Annotated in this window: 17 protein-coding genes; 7 read left to right on the top strand and 10 right to left on the bottom strand. The window is 69.1% G+C overall.

What is annotated here, in order from left to right; translation table 11 throughout:
- Positions 1 to 86: 86 nt before the first annotated feature.
- Together AB0B64_RS22530 and AB0B64_RS22525 are read left to right on the top strand one after the other, a co-directional pair.
- The gene (locus AB0B64_RS22530) at positions 87 to 1,625 is read left to right on the top strand and encodes a hypothetical protein (protein ID WP_358179407.1); all 1,539 of its coding nucleotides are present in this window, start codon (positions 87 to 89) and stop codon (positions 1,623 to 1,625) included.
- A gap of 61 nt (positions 1,626 to 1,686) precedes the next feature.
- On the top strand, positions 1,687 to 3,021 hold the full coding sequence (locus AB0B64_RS22525; RefSeq protein WP_357944488.1) for an AarF/UbiB family protein: 1,335 nt from the start codon (positions 1,687 to 1,689) through the stop codon (positions 3,019 to 3,021).
- A 176-nt stretch (positions 3,022 to 3,197) separates the two neighbouring features.
- Here AB0B64_RS22525 and AB0B64_RS22520 read toward each other — a convergent pair whose 3' ends face one another.
- From AB0B64_RS22520 to AB0B64_RS22500, 5 genes are all read right to left on the bottom strand, one after another.
- The gene (locus AB0B64_RS22520; protein WP_357944486.1) at positions 3,198 to 3,683 is read right to left on the bottom strand and encodes an enolase C-terminal domain-like protein; all 486 of its coding nucleotides are present in this window, start codon (positions 3,681 to 3,683) and stop codon (positions 3,198 to 3,200) included.
- A gap of 212 nt (positions 3,684 to 3,895) precedes the next feature.
- The gene (locus tag AB0B64_RS22515) at positions 3,896 to 4,237 is read right to left on the bottom strand and encodes a hypothetical protein (protein WP_357944483.1); all 342 of its coding nucleotides are present in this window, start codon (positions 4,235 to 4,237) and stop codon (positions 3,896 to 3,898) included.
- 80 nt (positions 4,238 to 4,317) lie between these two features.
- The gene (locus AB0B64_RS22510; protein ID WP_357944480.1) at positions 4,318 to 5,220 is read right to left on the bottom strand and encodes a dihydrodipicolinate synthase family protein; all 903 of its coding nucleotides are present in this window, start codon (positions 5,218 to 5,220) and stop codon (positions 4,318 to 4,320) included.
- A gap of 3 nt (positions 5,221 to 5,223) precedes the next feature.
- Positions 5,224 to 6,567, bottom strand: coding sequence for an MFS transporter (locus tag AB0B64_RS22505; RefSeq protein ID WP_357944478.1), 1,344 nt, complete (start codon positions 6,565 to 6,567; stop codon positions 5,224 to 5,226).
- 474 nt (positions 6,568 to 7,041) lie between these two features.
- Positions 7,042 to 7,674, bottom strand: a complete 633-nt coding sequence (locus tag AB0B64_RS22500; protein WP_357944475.1) for a TetR/AcrR family transcriptional regulator — start codon at positions 7,672 to 7,674, stop codon at positions 7,042 to 7,044.
- Between the two features lie 71 nt (positions 7,675 to 7,745).
- Between AB0B64_RS22500 and AB0B64_RS22495 the strand changes: the two genes are divergently transcribed.
- From AB0B64_RS22495 to AB0B64_RS22480, 4 genes are all read left to right on the top strand, one after another.
- Positions 7,746 to 8,345, top strand: coding sequence for a hypothetical protein (locus AB0B64_RS22495; RefSeq protein ID WP_357944472.1), 600 nt, complete (start codon positions 7,746 to 7,748; stop codon positions 8,343 to 8,345).
- Between the two features lie 261 nt (positions 8,346 to 8,606).
- Entirely contained in the window at positions 8,607 to 9,794 is a 1,188-nt protein-coding gene (locus tag AB0B64_RS22490) for a histidine kinase (protein ID WP_358179405.1), read from the top strand.
- Positions 9,758 to 10,414 carry a response regulator transcription factor gene (locus AB0B64_RS22485; protein ID WP_358179403.1) on the top strand — a complete coding sequence of 219 codons (657 nt, stop codon included), beginning with the start codon at positions 9,758 to 9,760 and terminating at the stop codon, positions 10,412 to 10,414. Before AB0B64_RS22490 ends, AB0B64_RS22485 begins: the two co-directional genes overlap by 37 nt.
- Before the next feature lie 7 nt (positions 10,415 to 10,421).
- Positions 10,422 to 10,604, top strand: coding sequence for a hypothetical protein (locus AB0B64_RS22480; RefSeq protein WP_358179401.1), 183 nt, complete (start codon positions 10,422 to 10,424; stop codon positions 10,602 to 10,604).
- Positions 10,605 to 10,802: 198 nt separating this feature from the next.
- Here the strand turns inward: AB0B64_RS22480 and AB0B64_RS22475 are convergent, their stop codons facing one another.
- The 5 genes from AB0B64_RS22475 to AB0B64_RS22455 form a co-directional block, all read right to left on the bottom strand.
- Positions 10,803 to 10,997: a hypothetical protein gene (locus AB0B64_RS22475; RefSeq protein WP_357944464.1), complete on the bottom strand. Its 195-nt coding sequence runs from the start codon at positions 10,995 to 10,997 to the stop codon at positions 10,803 to 10,805.
- 44 nt (positions 10,998 to 11,041) lie between these two features.
- Positions 11,042 to 11,311, bottom strand: a complete 270-nt coding sequence (locus AB0B64_RS22470) for a WhiB family transcriptional regulator (RefSeq protein ID WP_185068409.1) — start codon at positions 11,309 to 11,311, stop codon at positions 11,042 to 11,044.
- A 125-nt stretch (positions 11,312 to 11,436) separates the two neighbouring features.
- Positions 11,437 to 11,703, bottom strand: a complete 267-nt coding sequence (locus AB0B64_RS22465; RefSeq protein ID WP_358179399.1) for a hypothetical protein — start codon at positions 11,701 to 11,703, stop codon at positions 11,437 to 11,439.
- 96 nt (positions 11,704 to 11,799) lie between these two features.
- Positions 11,800 to 12,684, bottom strand: a complete 885-nt coding sequence (locus AB0B64_RS22460) for an acyl-CoA thioesterase II (RefSeq protein ID WP_358179397.1) — start codon at positions 12,682 to 12,684, stop codon at positions 11,800 to 11,802.
- Between the two features lie 281 nt (positions 12,685 to 12,965).
- On the bottom strand, positions 12,966 to 15,029 hold the full coding sequence (locus AB0B64_RS22455; protein WP_357944619.1) for an ATP-dependent DNA helicase UvrD2: 2,064 nt from the start codon (positions 15,027 to 15,029) through the stop codon (positions 12,966 to 12,968).
- Between the two features lie 209 nt (positions 15,030 to 15,238).
- Between AB0B64_RS22455 and AB0B64_RS22450 the strand changes: the two genes are divergently transcribed.
- The gene (locus tag AB0B64_RS22450; RefSeq protein WP_358179395.1) at positions 15,239 to 16,084 is read left to right on the top strand and encodes an alpha/beta hydrolase; all 846 of its coding nucleotides are present in this window, start codon (positions 15,239 to 15,241) and stop codon (positions 16,082 to 16,084) included.
- Positions 16,085 to 16,097 lie beyond the last annotated feature (13 nt).

The following is a 16,097-nucleotide window of genomic DNA, read 5'->3' as shown; positions in this document are numbered from 1 at the left end:
GCTCGGGGCCTTGGTGGCGGAGAGTTATCCACAGGCGGCTCGTAAGGCGCTCGGGATCTTGGTTCGGGGTGGCAGTCTTGCCCGCCATGAGGCCACGTGTGAAGCCCGCCCTCCGGCGGATCGTCCGCGACGAGCAGACCCTGCAACTGGGGGCGCATCCCCTGCGGGCCGTCCTGGTGACGGGTTCGGTCCACCGGTGGGTGTCCGGGCTCGACGGCACCCGCGACCTGGGCCAGGTGCTGCGTGACGGCGCCGCCGCCGGTCTTGCCGAGGCGGACTGCCGGGCGATGCTGGATCGACTCGCCGAGCAGGGGGTGCTGGAGGACGCGGCGCTCCCACCCATTCGCCTGTCTCTCGGGGAACGTGATCGCCTGGCTCCCGACCTCGATGCCCTCGATCTGGGCGGCGGCTCGTTCGCGCGGCGGCGGCGGGCGCGGGTACGGGTCTACGGGGCCGGGCGGGTGGGGGCGCAGGTGGTGGGGCTGCTGGCAGCGTGCGGGGTAGGGGCGATCCGTGTCTTCGACGAAGGGCCGACCCGGCCGTGCGACCTCACGCCGGGTGGGCTGACGTGGTCGGAGCTGGGCAGGAGCCGCCAGGACGGGGCGGTGGCGCTCGCCCGCCGCCTCACCTCCGGCAGCCCACCGCCGCCGGCCCCGGCGCTTCCGGGCCCGACGGCTCCAGGCCCGACGGCTCCAGGCCTGATGGCTCCAGGTCCGGCTGCCCGAGGTCGGGCGACTCGAGCCTCCGCGGCGCCTGCCCCGACGGTCCGAGGCACGGCCGCTCCAAGCCCGGCCACCCGAGGCCCGGGGGCGGGGGCGACGTCTCAAGGCTCTGCGGCTCCGGGCCCGGCCGCCCGAAACGACACCGCCCGAGGGCCCGCGACTCCAGGCCCGGTGTCCCGAGGCACGGCGGCTCTGGGCGACGTGGCCGAGGGACGGGCGGGTGGGCCCGGTGGGCCAGGCGGGCCGGGTGGGACCAATAGGCCGGGTGGACCGGCGGTTGGGACCGATGGGACGGATGGGGCAGGTAGGCGAAGTAGGAATTCGTCGCGTTCCCGTGCGGCGGCCCAGCTGGCGGACGGCGCCGCGCTTCCCGGCACGCCCTCGATGCCGTCGACCGACGCGCGGGCCGGTGGCCCTCACCTGGGTGACGGCTCCGACCGTCCCGATCTGGTGATCCTGGCCCCGGTCACCCCGCTGGACGGCGTACTGGTCAACGACTTGACCGTCCTGTCCATCCCCCACCTGCTCGTGTCCGCCTTCGAGGGCCACGGCTCCGTGGGACCGCTCGTCCTCCCCGGCGAGACCGCCTGCCTGCACTGCCTCGACCTGGCGCGCCGTGACACCGACCCCGCGTGGCCCATCGTCACCGCGCGACTGGGCGGCTACCCACCCGGCGAGATCGCCTGCGACGCGACCCTGGCCACGCTGGTGGCGGCCGCCGCGACGGGCCACGCCCTCGCTTACATCGACGGTCGCGACCCTGTTGTGACCAACGGCACACTGGACGTCATGCCTGATTGGCAGTGGAAAACCAGGTCATGGACCCAGCATCCGCAATGTCGTTGTATGCGAAACGATCCGTATCGCCCAGAATGGTCATGTCAGTCGCAAGCGATGGGCTGACGCAGTACGGGGAACCTCGAAGGGGGGAAGCGGTGTCTCAGCCACGATGCCGCGCTTCAGTGTGAGCGATCTGCCGCGCCGCGCCGTAACGCGTTCCGCCAAGCTGGCCACTCTTCCACTCGGCTACGCCGGCCGCGCCGCCCTGGGGCTCGGCAAACGGATCGGCGGCAAACCGGCCGAGATCGTCGCCCAGGAGATCCAGCAGCGCACCGCCGAACAGATCTTCAAGGTCCTCGGCGAGCTCAAGGGCGGAGCGATGAAGGTCGGGCAGGCATTGTCCATCTTCGAGGCTGCCTTGCCTCAGGAGATCGTCGGGCCCTATCGCGCCACGCTCACCAAGCTGCAGGAATCGGCCCCGCCGTTGCCCGTGGCCACGGTCCACAAGGTGCTCGCCGAGCAGCTCGGTGACGATTGGCGCGACTACTTCGAGTCGTTCGACGACCGGCCGACCGCCGCCGCCTCGATCGGCCAGGTGCACCGGGCGGTCTGGCATGACGGCCGCGACGTGGCGGTGAAGATCCAGTATCCGGGTGCGGGCAAGGCCCTGCTCGGCGACTTCGCCCAGCTGTCGCGGCTCGGCAAGCTCTTCGGCGTGCTGATGCCCGGCCTCGACATCAAGGCGGTGCTGGCCGAGTTGCGCGAGCGCATCGCCGAGGAGCTCGACTACCTGCGCGAGGCCGAGGCCCAGCACGCGTTCGCCCTCGGTTTCATGGACGACCCCGACTTCCACGTTCCCGACGTCGTCGCCGCCAACGAGATGGTGCTGGTCACCGAGTGGATGGACGGCACTCCCCTGTCCCAGGTCATCGCCGACGGCACCAAGGAGCAGCGTGACCACGCGGGGCTGCTCTTCGTCCGCTTCCTGTTCTGCTCACCGGCCCGCGTCGGCATGCTGCACGCCGACCCGCACCCCGGTAATTTCCGCATACTCGACAACGGCAAGCTGGGCGTCCTCGACTTCGGAGCCGTCAACCGCTTGCCCGACGGCTATCCCAGATCCTTCGGGCAACTGACCCGCATCTTCAACCAGGGCGACATGGACAGCGTGGTCGCGGGCCTGCGCGCCGAGGGCTTCATCCGCCCAGAGATCGAGGTGGACGGCGACGCCCTGCGCTCCTTCCTCTCCCCCTACGTCGAGCCGACGGCGGTCGAGGAGTTCACCTTCAGCCGCGAATGGTTCCAGGCCCAGGCGGCCAGCGTCACCGACCTCCGCCCCACCAACGTGGTCCGCCAGCTCAACCTGCCGGTCTCCTACGTGCTCATCCACCGGGTGCACGCGGCGGGCGTCGGCGTCCTCTGTCAACTGGGCACCACGGCCCGCTTTCGAGACGAGGTGATCCGCTGGGTCCCGGGTTTCGCCGACGACCCCGACGACGAGGCGCTGCCAGTCAGCTGAGCCCAAATGTGACCATCGCTCGCCGTTCATGACGGTGAGCGATTAGCCACACGTAGCCGGTCAGCCGAGTCCAGCTGCGGCTGCTGCCGTACATGACAGCGAGCAGTCAGCCACCCCGTAACCGGTCAGCTGAGCCCAGCTGCGGCCCCTCGCCGTACATGACGGCGAGCGGTTCGTCACACGTAGCCGGTCGAGCCGTCGGGGCGGATGGGCAGGGCGCGCTCCCAGTGGACGTAGTCGTCCGCCTTCAGCGCGGCCTCGTCGATCTCCCCCACCCGGCCGGGCCGATCCGGGCGTAGCTCCAGATAACCGTCCACGGGCAGGTACGGCACCGGACTCCAGGTCTTCTCGCAGGGCTTGTACTCCGGCATCTTCAGCCCGTGATGCGAAGCGGCGAAGTGCACGTTCACCGCTGTCGCCAGCGGGCCCATCGGGTTGTGCGGGGCCACGCTCACGAAGTGCGCCTCGGCGATGGCGGCGATCCTGCGTATCTGCGCGAGTCTGCCGCCGACGCAGATGTCCGGCTGGATGATGTCGGCGCCCCCCGCCGCCAGCAGGGTGAGGAGGTCCTGCGGCAGGAACAGGGACTCGCCGGTGGCCGGGGGCACGTCGAGCTGGGCCGCAAATGCCCCCAGGCCGGCCGGATGGGCTACTCGCACCACAGCGGGTCGTGCGGGGTCAGCGCTTTCCCGAGTTGGATCGCCTGGCGCGGCTCGAAGATCCGGGCGTGCGCGTCGAAGGCGTACTCCCGCTCGGGCGGGCTGATCGAGCGGATCTCGGCGAATTAGTCCACCGCCTCCCGGCAGACGTTCCCCCAGCGCCCGGCGTGCAGGTCGCGGCGGTACAGGCTGAGTGTGAAGGCGGTGAAGCCGTACTACTCGTTCAGCGATTGCGTGAGGTCGCGGCACACCGACGGGTCGGGGGCGGTGTAGACGCCGCAGTAGACCGGGACGCGGTCCCGTACCTGCCCGCCGAGCAGCAGGTACACCGGGAACCCTGCGGCCTTCCCGGGGATGTCCCACAACGCGTGGTCGATCGCCGAGATCGCGGCCAGCCTGATCGCGCCCGGCGGGAACCGGGCCTCCTGGATCAGCCTGCGCACCACATACTCGACTCGCCTTGGATCGACGCCCTTGATCTGCTGGAACATGTACTCCAGCACCGGGAGGTGCGCGTAGTCGGGGCCGTGGTTGTACGCCTCGCTCCAGCCGGTCACCCCTTCGTCGGTCTAGATCTTCACGAGCAGGCGCGGACGCTCTCCGACACGCCGCATGTACGTCTTCAGCGCGGCGACCTTCATGTCGTCCCTCCCCAAACCGCCAGCACGGATGCCACTTCCTCCCGTACGGCCGGCGGCAGCAGGCGGCTCGGTGGACGCACGTCGCGGCGACACAGGCCGAGCTGGGCCAGCGCCTCCTTGACCACCGACACGTTGTCGGCCGAGGCGTCCGCGCCACGTAACTCCTCGAACCGCCGGATCAGGTCCCACACCTCCATGACCGCCGGATAGTCGCCCGCGCGCAGTGCGTCGCGCATCCGCAGCGTCAGCTCCGGGGCCGCGGTGACCAGGCCGGAGGTGAAGCCGCGGGCGCCGACCGCCCAGTAGGCCGGTGTGTACGGTTCGGCAAGCCCGCACAGCCAGACCAACCGGTCCAGTCCGGCGTCACGGGCGACAGAGGCGAAACGCACCGGATCCGGGACGGCGTACTTGACGCCGATCACGTTCGGGCACGCCTCACTGAGGCGCGCCACCTGCGCGCCGGCGACGCGCGGGCTGCGAATGTAGGGGACGATGCCCAGGTCGGGGAGCGCGTCCGCGATCTCGCGGTGGTAGTCCACCCAGCCGTCCACCGACAGGTACGGATGGACAGGCTGGTGCACCATCACCATGCGTACGCCGTGATCACGGGCGTGGCGAGCGGCCTCGATGGCACCGGGGACGTCGAGGCCGACCCCGGCGAGCACGGTGGCGTCGTCTCCGACGGCGGCCACAGTGGACTCCAGCACCTGGCGCCGCTCGTCCGGGGTAAGGGCGTAGAACTCGCCGGTGTTGCCGTTGGGCGTGATCACGTTGACGCCCGCGTCGACGATCCTTCGTACCAGTTTGGCGTTCGTGTCCAGGTCGACGGCGCCGCCCGCGTCGAACGGCGTTACGGTGACGGCCACGACGTCGGCCAGTTTCTCGGTCAGGTCAAGCATCGATCAACCCCTGCTCTCTGCGGGCGTATCCGGTGTCGCACCCTCGTTGAGCGGCCGGATCCGCACGACGAACCCGTAGATCAGCGTGCCAAGAATCGCCATCGCGCCCGCGAAGAGCATCGGCCCGGTGTAGGAGTTACCGCTGATCGTCAGGAAGACGCCGATGAGGATCGGGCTGATGATGTTGCCGATCTGCGAGCCGAAGTTCTGGAAGCCCGCGACCGAGCCGACCACCGTGGATGACGGAGCGACCTCGGCCGGCAAGCTGAGAATGGCCGCACCGGCGAAGGAGTGGGCACAGTTGCTGACGGACAGAAGAACCATGACAGCCACGTTCCCTGGGACGAACGTCGTCAGCGCGATCGTGGAGGCGAGCAGCATCCCGCTGATGATCGGGATCTTGCGGGCCCGGGCGATGGGGACACCGCGCCGTACCAGCCAGTCGGAGAAGGCTCCGCCCGCGACCGTGGCGGCCACACCGAGCAGCGCCGGGATGGAGCCGAACACGCCGAGTTGGAGGATGGTGAATCCCCGGTCCTCCACGAGGTAGCTCGGATACCAGGTGAGGAAGAACGCGCCGGTGGCCGAGCGGCAGATGTAACCCAGCACCAGCCCCCATACCGTGGGGTAGCGCAGCAGGGACAGCCAGCGCATCGGCGTGCCGGTCTGGGGCACGGCCGCGTCGCCGCTCTCGATGTAGTCGAGCTCCGCCTGGGACATCTTCGGATGTTCCTGCGGCGAACGGTAGATCTTCAGCCAGCCGATGACCCACACCAGGCCGGTCAGGCCGATCACGACGAAGGCCGTACGCCACCCGAAAGCGGCGATGAGCCCCGTGACCACCGGGACGGACAGCGCGACGCCGACCTGCTGTCCGGTGTCGAACAGGCTGGAGGCCAGGGCGCGTTCCCTGCGCGGGAACCAGGCGGAGACCACCTTGATGTTGGCCGGCTGCACCGGCGCCTCACCGATGCCGAGACCGAGCCGGCAGATCAGCAGCGTGCCGAACCCACGGGTCAGGGCGGTGGCGGCGGTCCACAGCGACCACCACACGACGGCGATCGGGTAGACGACTCGCGGGCCGAAACGATCGAGCAGCCAGCCGGAGGGCAGCTGGAAGATCGCGTACGTCCAGAAGAAGGAGGAGAGCAGGATTCCTTTCGTGGTCTGGTCGAAGCCCAGGTCGTGCTGCATGTACGTGCTGGCGACGCTGAGGCTGGACCGGTCGAGGTAGGCGATCGTCAGACCGGCGCCCGAGAGCGCGATGATGGTCCAGCGAAGCCGCGACCGTGCGGGCCGCGCTGTCGCAGGTACGGTCTGGGCGGGCATGGCGGAGTTAGACTGCATTCAAGCTCCATGCTGCAGGTCAGTGCAGTGGCCACGCCGGACCGGCCGGAATGCGTTCCCGGCGGCGCCGCGCCAACGGCGTTCCCGAGGTCCGTGCGGTCCGGTGTGTGGTTCAAGGAAGCGGAGCCGTTGCGCCGGTGTGGTCCGTGTCCTCGGGCCACATCGGACGACCCCCTCACGATCTCCCTTCTTGTCAGGGGAAAGTCCCTGAAGTCCTAATTCACGCGACTGTAACCTAGATTCCGGTCATATACGAGATGCGATGTAAGATATCTTTTGAAACCCTGAGCGCATTGCGGGTGTAGGCCAGGTCCAGGTCCTCGCGGGGCAGGGTCGCCCTGGAGGTGATCAAGCACGCGATACTGACCGGCGCACTCCAGCCCGGCCCGGGCCCTGTACGTGGGCTGCGGCGACCCGGCACCCTGGACGCCCTCCGCGACCAGACCGCCCTGATCTCCGCGGCGGCCAGGAGGGTTAACGGGGACCGGGCGGCTCGGCCGATAGGCGCAGGCCTCTGAGCAGGGCGCTCACCCCGTCGGCGAGCACGCGCGCGCCCTCCTCCCGCGAATCCAGGAACCAACCGGGCAGCGGACTGCGCAGCGAGCAGGTGAGCTCGATGCTGACGAGGCCGTGGATCGTGGTCCACACCAGGTAGGCCATCCGGGTGGGCTCTGCTAAACCCGCCATGGCCTCGGTGAGCAGGCTGAATGTCCGCCCGAGCGCGTCCTGTCGCAGCTCCGGCGACGGGTCGAAGTCAGGCAGCGGCCGCTCGAACATCAACGCGTAGAGCGCCGGATCGGCCAGCGCGAACTCTCGATATCCGCAGGCCACCGCCATGATCCGCTCGTACGGCTGCGAGTGGCCGTCGAGCGAGCTCAGCAGCGCCTCTCGCAGAACGTCGAACCCGTACCGATAAACCGCTTCCAGCAGCCCCGCCCGCCCACCGAAGCACGTGTAGATGCCCATCGTGGACGTCCGCGCCTCGTCGGCCACGCGCCGGAGCGTCAGGTGCGCCGCCCCATGCTCGCGAAGAACGCGCATGGCCGCAGCGAGCAGGTCGCCGCGCAACTCGCCGACTTCTTTCGAGGTGCTTACGTCTCTCCGCACCCTCCTTACCCTAACGGGCGATAACGAACATCATAACGAGCGTTATCACCCATCGAGATAGGGGCTCTGACATGCGTTCATCGGCTCTTTACCGCGCCACCGCCATGGCCGGGTTCGCCTGCGCCGTACTGCTGGTGATCAACGTCTTCCGCCGCGCGGGCCTGCTGCCGGAGACAACGCTAACCCACGCCATCGCCCCCTTCGGGGCGTTGACCGGCTTACTCGCGATCACCGGCCTCTTCCTGCTCATTCGCGGTACGGCCGGCGCTCTCGGCCTGATCGGCTACCTGCTCAACGCCGCGGGCCTGGCCGGGGCCTACGCCATCGAGTACACCCTGCACTACGTCTTCCCGCTCCTGGGCAGCGCCAAGGTGGCCGAACTGCTGGCCGGAGGCACCGGGCAGGCATTCCTCATCACCTCGGTCGTACTGCTGGCGGGGGTTCTGACCTTCAGCATGGCGGCGCTGCGGGCGGGCAGGCTGCCGGCCCTCGCGGTCGTGCTCTACGCGGCCGGCATGATCCCCGGGGCACTACGGAACGTGGTCCCGCTCCCGGTCTATCTGATCGGCCTGGCGGTGGCGGCCGCGGGAATCGCCTGGATGTCGGCCCGCCTGTGGTCGGCCCAGGAGGACCCGGCGCTCCTGCCCGCTGGACGACGGATGCCCGCTTAGTCCGCCAGTGACATTCGGGACGGTCCCGGCCCCGGCAGGAGGCCGGGGATCGGACTCCACCGACGGTAGGCATCTGCCCCAAGGCCGTCACCTGACGGACAGCCGGTCCTGGCGCTGGAGCAAGTGTGGCCAGGTCTGGTGGAGCGCTTCCTCCCGGCTCTTTCCCTCGGCCTGCGCCCACCACGAGGGGGGGGATTTCTCCCCCTCCGTGGTGGGGCTGCGCCTACCGCCTACACGGTGCCAAGCGGGCAGACTGCTGAGGTGAGCAGGATTCAGCGCGTCTTCCGAGCCCCCGCCGGGCTGCTGGTGAACGCCGCCACGGGCGTGGCGGCGTGGCTGCTTCTCCTCCTGCTGGCGGGGTGCGCACTGCTGGTCCCTGTGGGCGGGCTCGGCCGGCCGCTGCTGGCCCGCGTGCTCGTCCTGGTCCGGGCCCTGACCGGTTTCCAGCGCGCCCGAGCGGCCCGGACGCTCGGCCACGAGATCGTGGAGGCGCGTCGGCGGGACCCCACCGCGCGCGACGTGGCCTGGCTGGCCGTCCACGCCGTCGTCGGACCGGCCTGCCTGATCACCATCGGCCTGGTCTCCTTCGGGGCGGTACTGTCCTTCGCCGGCGTGATCGTTGGCCTGCCCACGGCGTCGCCGACGGGGTCCATCGGGTTACCCAGCGGGGTGATAGCGCTCGCCCTTTTGCTGGCCATCCTGGCCTTCACGGCGATCACGCTCGTCGCGGTCCCGTTGCTGCACACCCTCCAGGCACGCCTGACCGAACGGCTGCTGCGGTCCACGTCCTCCCTGGCGGGACGGGTCAGGGAGCTGACCGAGTCCAGGGCGGCGGCCATCGACGCGCAGGCCGCCGAGGTGCGCCGGATCGAGCGCGACCTGCACGACGGCGCGCAGGCCAGGCTCATCGCGGTACGGATGAACCTCGGGTTGGCCAAGAGCGCAAGCGACCCTGATCAGATCCGCGAGCTGGTAGGAGAGGCGTGGGAATCCGTCGGGCAAGCCCTCATCGACCTGCGCGACCTGGTGCGCGGCATCCACCCGCCGGTGCTCGCCGACCGAGGGCTCACGGGCGCGATCCAGGCCGCCGCACTGCTCTGCCCGATCCCGGTGGAGATCGACATCGACCTGCCCGCCCGTCCGGCGCCGCCCGTCGAGTCCGCGGTCTACTTCGCAGCCGCCGAAGCCCTGACGAACGTGACCAAGCACAGCACCGCCGCCAAGGCGTGGGTACGGCTGCGCCACGAGGGCGGCATCCTGCGGCTGACCGTGGGCGATGATGGACGCGGCGGCGCCGATCCGGCGGCCGGGACCGGCCTCGACGGCATCCGGCGCCGCCTGTCAGCCTTCGACGGAACACTCGCCGTACACAGTCCCCCCGGCGGCCCAAGTCAGCTCACCATGGAGTTACCGTGCGCGTTGTCATCGCAGAAGATCTCACACTCCTGAGAGACGGCCTGGTCCGCCTGCTGTCGGCGCACGGCTTCGAGGTGGTCGAGGCCGTCGACAACGCGCCGATGCTGCTCGACGCACTCATCCGACATCAGCCGGACGTGGCCGTGATCGACGTACGGCTGCCGCCGACACTGACGGACGAGGGGCTGCGCGTCGCTCTTGAAGCGCGCAAGAGGCAGCCGGGGTTGCCCGTTCTGATCCTTTCGCAGTACGTCGAGCAGCTCTACGCCCGCGAACTGTTGTCCGACCATGCCGGCGGAGTGGGCTACCTGTTGAAGGACCGGATCGGCGATGTGGAGCAGTTCGTCGACTCGGTGCGCCGGGTGGCGGCGGGCGGCACCGCTATGGACTCCGAAGTGATCTCCCAACTTCTCACCCGCCGGGAACGGGATCAGCCGCTCGGCGAGCTGACCCCGAAGGAGCGCGAGGTGCTCGCGATGATGGCCGAGGGCATGTCCAACGCCGCGATCGCCGGCCGCCTGTTCGTCACGGACAAGGCGATCGGCAAGCACACCAACAACATCTTCGCCAAGCTGGGACTACCGCCGTCCGACGACCACAATCGCCGGGTGATGGCGGTCCTTGCCTACCTCGAAGCCGAACCCGGCCAGTAGCTGCCGGGTGCTGGACGCCAAACCGCTCGACAACATCGCCAGCACCCGGCGGATTCACGCCGTTGTCGCCCGCGGTCGGTTCACCTCGCCCGAAGAACGCGCGAAGATGCTCGCCGACGTCGAAACGGGCGCGAAGGGCCCGACGACCGTAGCGACCCCGATCAGTGGTTGCGGATGCGTCGGCCCCTGAACGCGACGCGAGCCAGGCGCTGGATGCGTCGATCCCTGAACGCGAACAGCGGCCGGGCGCTGGATGCGCCCGGCCGCTCACTCACTCCGCGTGGATCAACGGAACAATTGGCTGGCTAGATCAACTGCGTGGAAAAACCGCTGGATCAACTAAGAGCCCGCAACGGGAGATCCTGCGCCGGCGGCAGGATCTCCCATGTCAGACCCCCTGGCCAAGAGCCCGGTTGAGGCGCTCGTTCGCCCGCTCGACATCGCGGCGTGCGCGCTGCACACGACGGATGCGGGCGGCGAGACGCTGCTCCTCGGCTTCGCGGTGGAGGGTTTGTATTCGGTCATTTACCAGTTCATGGTAGAGATACGGCACCTTGAGGCTCCTCGTGGAGAACGGGTTCATCTGTCTGTCTGCTTTCTGCTCGATGGGGACGGGGGGATTGTGGGTCAGGCAGCGACCGGGTGCTTCCGCGGACGACCGCGGGGCCGCTTGCGGGGAACAACGGCTCCCCGGAGGATCAGTTCGCCGCCCCAGACGCCCCACGGCTCCTCGCGCTCGAGCGCGCGAGCCAGGCAGGCCTTCTGGATCGGGCAGCCGCCGCAGAGCGCCTTCGCGAACTCCACGTCCTCCGGCGACTCTGCGAACCACAGGTCAGGGTCGGTACGACAGGGGATTTTGGCTTCGTCGATCAGGTCCATGATCGTCTTCGCCCCCATCACGTTCTCCTTCTGATCGATCTTTTTGATCTCGGTCGGGCACCTCGTGGGTGGTCGGGGATCACGGACAAACAAAGAGGCCGCGGATCCGTCTGCGGATCCGCGGCCTGGAGGCTTGTTGCCGGTCAGGTTATGACCGGCACATCCCTCCAGGGATGCGGACCACGCAGTCCACCCTTGGTGATCTGCTGGGTCGGCAATTCACTGGCTGCTGCCACGTACACAGGAGCGCTCGGCGCGGCCGCTGCATAGCGGGCATGCGCGAACACGGCGGGCTCCTGGCGACGGGCAGACTTGTCCTGCCGCGGCTTGGCCGGCCCATCGGCGAGCCTCACCAGGTCACGACATGCGAAGGCGAGCCACGGCGTGGCCGACATGTTGATGCTGATCACTGGGACTCACCTCCACTCTGGGATCGTCGGGCAGGACCGCCCGACTCGCTTGACCATGACCCTAAACCGGGAACCCGAGACCCGGCAACATATTTTCTACCTGCGATTTTGTGACTTTGTCACGCGGATCATGGCCTCCTGTACGACGGAGACGACGAGGTCACCGGACGCAGTGAACATCTCACCCCGCGCAAGCCCCCTCGCTCCTCCGGACCAGGGGGACTCATGTGCGTAGAGCAACCAGTCGTCCGCCCTGAACGGCCGGTGGAACCACATCGCGTGGTCCAGCGAGGCCCCCATGACATCGGACGCGCCCCACGCCATGCCGTGCGCGAGCAGGATCGTGTCGACCAGCGTGAAGTCGGACGCGTAGGCGGCCAGCACCACGTGCAGCAGCGGATCGTCGGGGAGATCCGCGTCGTAGCGGAACCACACGTTGGTCTCGGCGCTGCGCAACTCGGGGTTGCGGTGCGCCTCCCATGTCAGGGGCGAGGCATAGCGCGCGTCGACCGGCCGCGGCCGAGACAGCCACTCCTTGTATTCGGAGTTGTCGCCGACGATCTCCGCCATCCGCTCCTGAAAGGTCGGAAGCGTCGAAGGATCGGGTACGACCGGCATCACGGACGCCTGATGCTCGACGCCCTCCTCGAAGACGTGGAACGACGCGGACATGGTGAAAATGGCCTTGCCATGCTGGATCGCCTGGACCCTGCGCGTGGTGAACGACCGCCCGTCACGCAACCGCTCGACGTTGTAGACGATCGGGATGGACGGGTCGCCGGGGCGGATGAAGTAGGCGTGCAGCGAGTGCACGTTCCGGTCGGAAGGCACGGTACGACCGGCGGCGACGAGCGCCTGCGCGGCCACCTGCCCGCCGAAGACGCGCTGAATACGCTCCTCCGGGCTACGGCCACGGAAGATGTCGAGCTCGATCTGCTCCAGGTCGAGCAGATCGAGCAATTCCTTCAACGCCTCGTTCACGAATCCCCCTACCAACCACCATTAGCCCCTAAGTCTGGCGTGTCCCCACACCTCCCACCAACCCGGCACCCCTTTACAGCTGATCTCTTCCAGAGAACGGGTACGCCACGCGAATGGAGCAACCGGCTGAAGGCCGCAGCGGACCACGGACACGGCCAAGGGACGCGACGTAACGGCGGGCCGCCGGGGAAGCTGGTAACCGTATCCCTGGAGGGCCCTCAGCCATGTACGGGGGTTGGCGCCTTCCCGTGCCTGCCGTACAAAAGCCGTATTAAAAAGGCTCACGCGCGGCACAGCGCGAGCACGGCATCCCCGTAGCGGTCGAGTTTGACGCGGCCGATGCCCGTAATAGACAGAAGGTCCTGCTCGGTGACCGGCGCGCGCTCAGCGATGGCCTGCAGTGTCACGTCGGTGAACACCACGTACGGCGGCAGCTTGGCCTCCTTGGCGGTGGCGGCGCGCCAGGCCTTGAGCCGCTCCAGCAGCGCCTCGTCGTAATCGGCTGGACAGGTGACGCACCGCCCCAGCTTCTGCTCCGTGGCCGCCACCAGCGTCTTGGCGCACACCCGGCAGCTGACCGTAACGGCGACCGACCGCCGCTCACGTGTAACCGAACCGGAGCCAACACCGACGCCGACGCCGGACCCGACAGTGGCGGCGCGCGCGGGGCGGCCGGTGAGGCCGTCGAGGAAGCGGGACGGGCGGCGTCCCTTGCGGCCGCCGGGCGCACGTGCCAGGGCCCAGGAGATCGACAGGTGCTCGCGCGCCCGCGTCACCCCCACATAGAGCAGGCGCCGCTCCTCCTCGATCTGCTCCGGCGTCTCCGCGTAGACGATGGGCAGCATCCCGTCCGTGACGCCGACCAGGAAGACCGCGTCCCACTCCAGTCCCTTGGCGGCGTGCAGGGAGGCCAGGGTGACGCCCTCCACGGGCGGGGCGTGCTGCTCGGAGGCGCGCCGCTCCAGCTCCGCGACGTAGGCGGCGAGGTCGGCGCCCTCAGCGGCCATGTCCTCGGCGAGGTCGGCCAGCGCCTTGAGCGACTCCCACTTCTCGCGCGCCTTGCCGCCGCCCGGGGCCGTGGGCGTCAGGCCGACGCCCGCCAGGATGTGGTGGACCTCCGTGGCCAGCGGTTCCTCGGAGGCGGATCTGGCGGCACCGCGCATCAGTACGACGGCGTGCCGCACTTCGGGGCGTTCGAAGAAGCGCTCGGCGCCGCGCAGGACGTAGGGGATCTCGGCCTTGGACAGGGCCTCCTCGTACGCCGCCGACTGGGAGTTGACGCGGAACAGCACAGCGATCTCGCGGGATTGGACGCCCTGGTCGAGCAGCTTCCTGATCGCCCTGGCGACTCCGGCGGCCTCGGCGGGCTCGTCGTCGTAGTCGGCGAAGACCGGCCGGGGGCCGTCGGGCCGCTGGGCGACGAGTTCGAGGCGGTGCGGGGAGCGGCCCTTGGCGATGACCAGGTTGGCCAGGTTCACCACCTGGGGGGTGGAGCGGTAGTCGCGGACCAGCTTGATCACGGTGGCCTTCGGGTGTTCGACGGCGAAGCCCGTGAGGTAGCGCGGCGAGGCACCGGTGAAGGAGTAGATGGTCTGGTTGGGGTCGCCGACCACGCACAGGTCGTCGCGACCGCCGAGCCAGGTGTCGAGCAGGAGCTTCTGCAGCGGGTTGACGTCCTGGTACTCGTCGACGACGAAGTAGCGGTATTGCTGGCGGATCTGCGTGGCGACCTCCTGGTGCTCGGTCATCACCGCGGCGGTCAGCTCCAGGATCGTCTCGAAGTCGACCAGGTGCCGCTCGCGCCTGATCCGCTCGTACGCCTCGTAGAGCCGGGCCACCTCTTCGGCGGGCACCGGAGGCGTCCTGGAGGACTTGGCGGCGGCCGCGGCGTAGTCTTCGGGGCCGACCTGGGTGACCTTGGCCCACTCGACCTCCGCCGCGATGTCCCGCAGCTCGGACCGGTCCGGATTTTTCCGGATCTGGCGGCAGGCTTCGATCAGGATCGGCAGCTTGGATTCGATCACCGAGGGCGCTTCGCCGCCGATGACCCGCGGCCAGAAGTAGGTGAGCTGCCGCAGCGCCGCGGCATGGAACGTCCGCGCCTGCACCCCCGGCGCCCCCAGCGCCCGCAGCCGCTGCCGGAGCTCCCCCGCCGCCCGTGTGGTGAACGTCACCGCCAGCACGCTGGGGGCGTCGACGACCCCGCTGCGTACGGCGTGGGCGATCCTGTGGGTGATCGCCCTGGTCTTACCCGTGCCCGCACCTGCGAGAACGCACACGGGACCGCGTACGGCCTCGGCCACCTCGCGCTGCTCCGGGTCGAGGCCGGACAGGACATCGTCCACGTTGGTCACCTGTCAATCCTCCCAGCCAGTGGCGGTGAAGGGCTCCATTCTGGCAACATGCCGCCCGTCGTCCGAATCGTGCCAAGATGCAAAGAACTGGTCTCTTCCCCCACAATGGGGCCCGACCAACTGCATGGGGGAAAGGGCAGGCCGTGCGAACTGCGGTGCTCGTGAGCGTTGTCGCGCTCGCTGCCGTTACGTTGACACCGATGTCGGCGCAGGCAACGAAGGACCCGACACCGAGCCCCGTGTCGACCACGTCCCCCGACCCGTACGGGCTCAGTGGTTTATCCACCGAGACCGTCTCGTACGGCTCGCGCCGCCGCCAGGACATGGACGTGTGGTGGACCTCGGACGGTACCAAGCGACCTGGCGTCTTCCTGATCCACGGCGGCTGGTGGTCCAGCGGCGACAAGAAACAGATGACCGAGATCGCCCGTAGTTACGCTGATCTCGGCTACACGGTCTTCAACATCAACTACCGGCTCTCCGGCGAGGCGTCGTGGCCCGCGCAGCGGATCGACGCTATGGCCTCGATCGCCCTGGCGCGCAAGCACGCCGAGCGCTGGTCGTTCGACCCGAACAACTACGTCGTGGTGGGCTTCTCGGCGGGCGGGCACATCGCCGCGGCGGTCGGCACGTACGGCGACGGGCAGCGGGGGCTCAAGGGCGTGGTCGGGCTCTCGCCGATCATCTCGCCGCTGCGCGCGTACGCCGACGGCGCGACCTCCACGGACCCGTACAAGCGCAAGCTGCGCGCCTCGGCGATCAAGCTGGCCGGGGGGTGCCTGCCCAGGGGCAAGTGTTCGCGCGTCTGGGCCAGCATGGAGGTGGCCTGGCACGCCAGCCACAACGACGCGCCGGTGCTGACCGTGCACTCCACGGACGAGTTCGTGCCGCCGGCGCAGAGCCAGCTGCTCAAGGAGATGCTCGGCCAGGTCGGCGTGCCTGTGACGATCTTCACCTCACCCGGCGTCGCGCACAGCGCACCTCTCTACCGCGAGGTGGGCGTGGCCGAGCGGGTGCAGGAGTGGATCGCCGATCGCATCGGCTAGGGATTACCCGGGG

Origin of the sequence: Nonomuraea sp. NPDC049129 (assembly GCF_040648495.1) — a bacterium.
GTDB lineage: Bacteria > Actinomycetota > Actinomycetes > Streptosporangiales > Streptosporangiaceae > Nonomuraea.
The sequence above is the reverse complement of the archived record's forward strand: the minus strand, read 5'-3'. Positions and strand labels throughout refer to the sequence as shown.

Coding starts and splice junctions, on each gene's coding strand:
- AB0B64_RS22530 (WP_358179407.1), top strand. CDS start 87: ATGAGGCCACGTGTGAAGCCCGCCCTCCGGCGGATCGTCCGCGACGAG.
- AB0B64_RS22510 (WP_357944480.1), bottom strand. CDS start 5,220: ATGCTTGACCTGACCGAGAAACTGGCCGACGTCGTGGCCGTCACCGTA.
- AB0B64_RS22505 (WP_357944478.1), bottom strand. CDS start 6,567: ATGCAGTCTAACTCCGCCATGCCCGCCCAGACCGTACCTGCGACAGCG.
- AB0B64_RS22495 (WP_357944472.1), top strand. CDS start 7,746: ATGCGTTCATCGGCTCTTTACCGCGCCACCGCCATGGCCGGGTTCGCC.
- AB0B64_RS22475 (WP_357944464.1), bottom strand. CDS start 10,997: ATGAACCCGTTCTCCACGAGGAGCCTCAAGGTGCCGTATCTCTACCAT.
- AB0B64_RS22470 (WP_185068409.1), bottom strand. CDS start 11,311: ATGGGGGCGAAGACGATCATGGACCTGATCGACGAAGCCAAAATCCCC.
- AB0B64_RS22450 (WP_358179395.1), top strand. CDS start 15,239: ATGTCGGCGCAGGCAACGAAGGACCCGACACCGAGCCCCGTGTCGACC.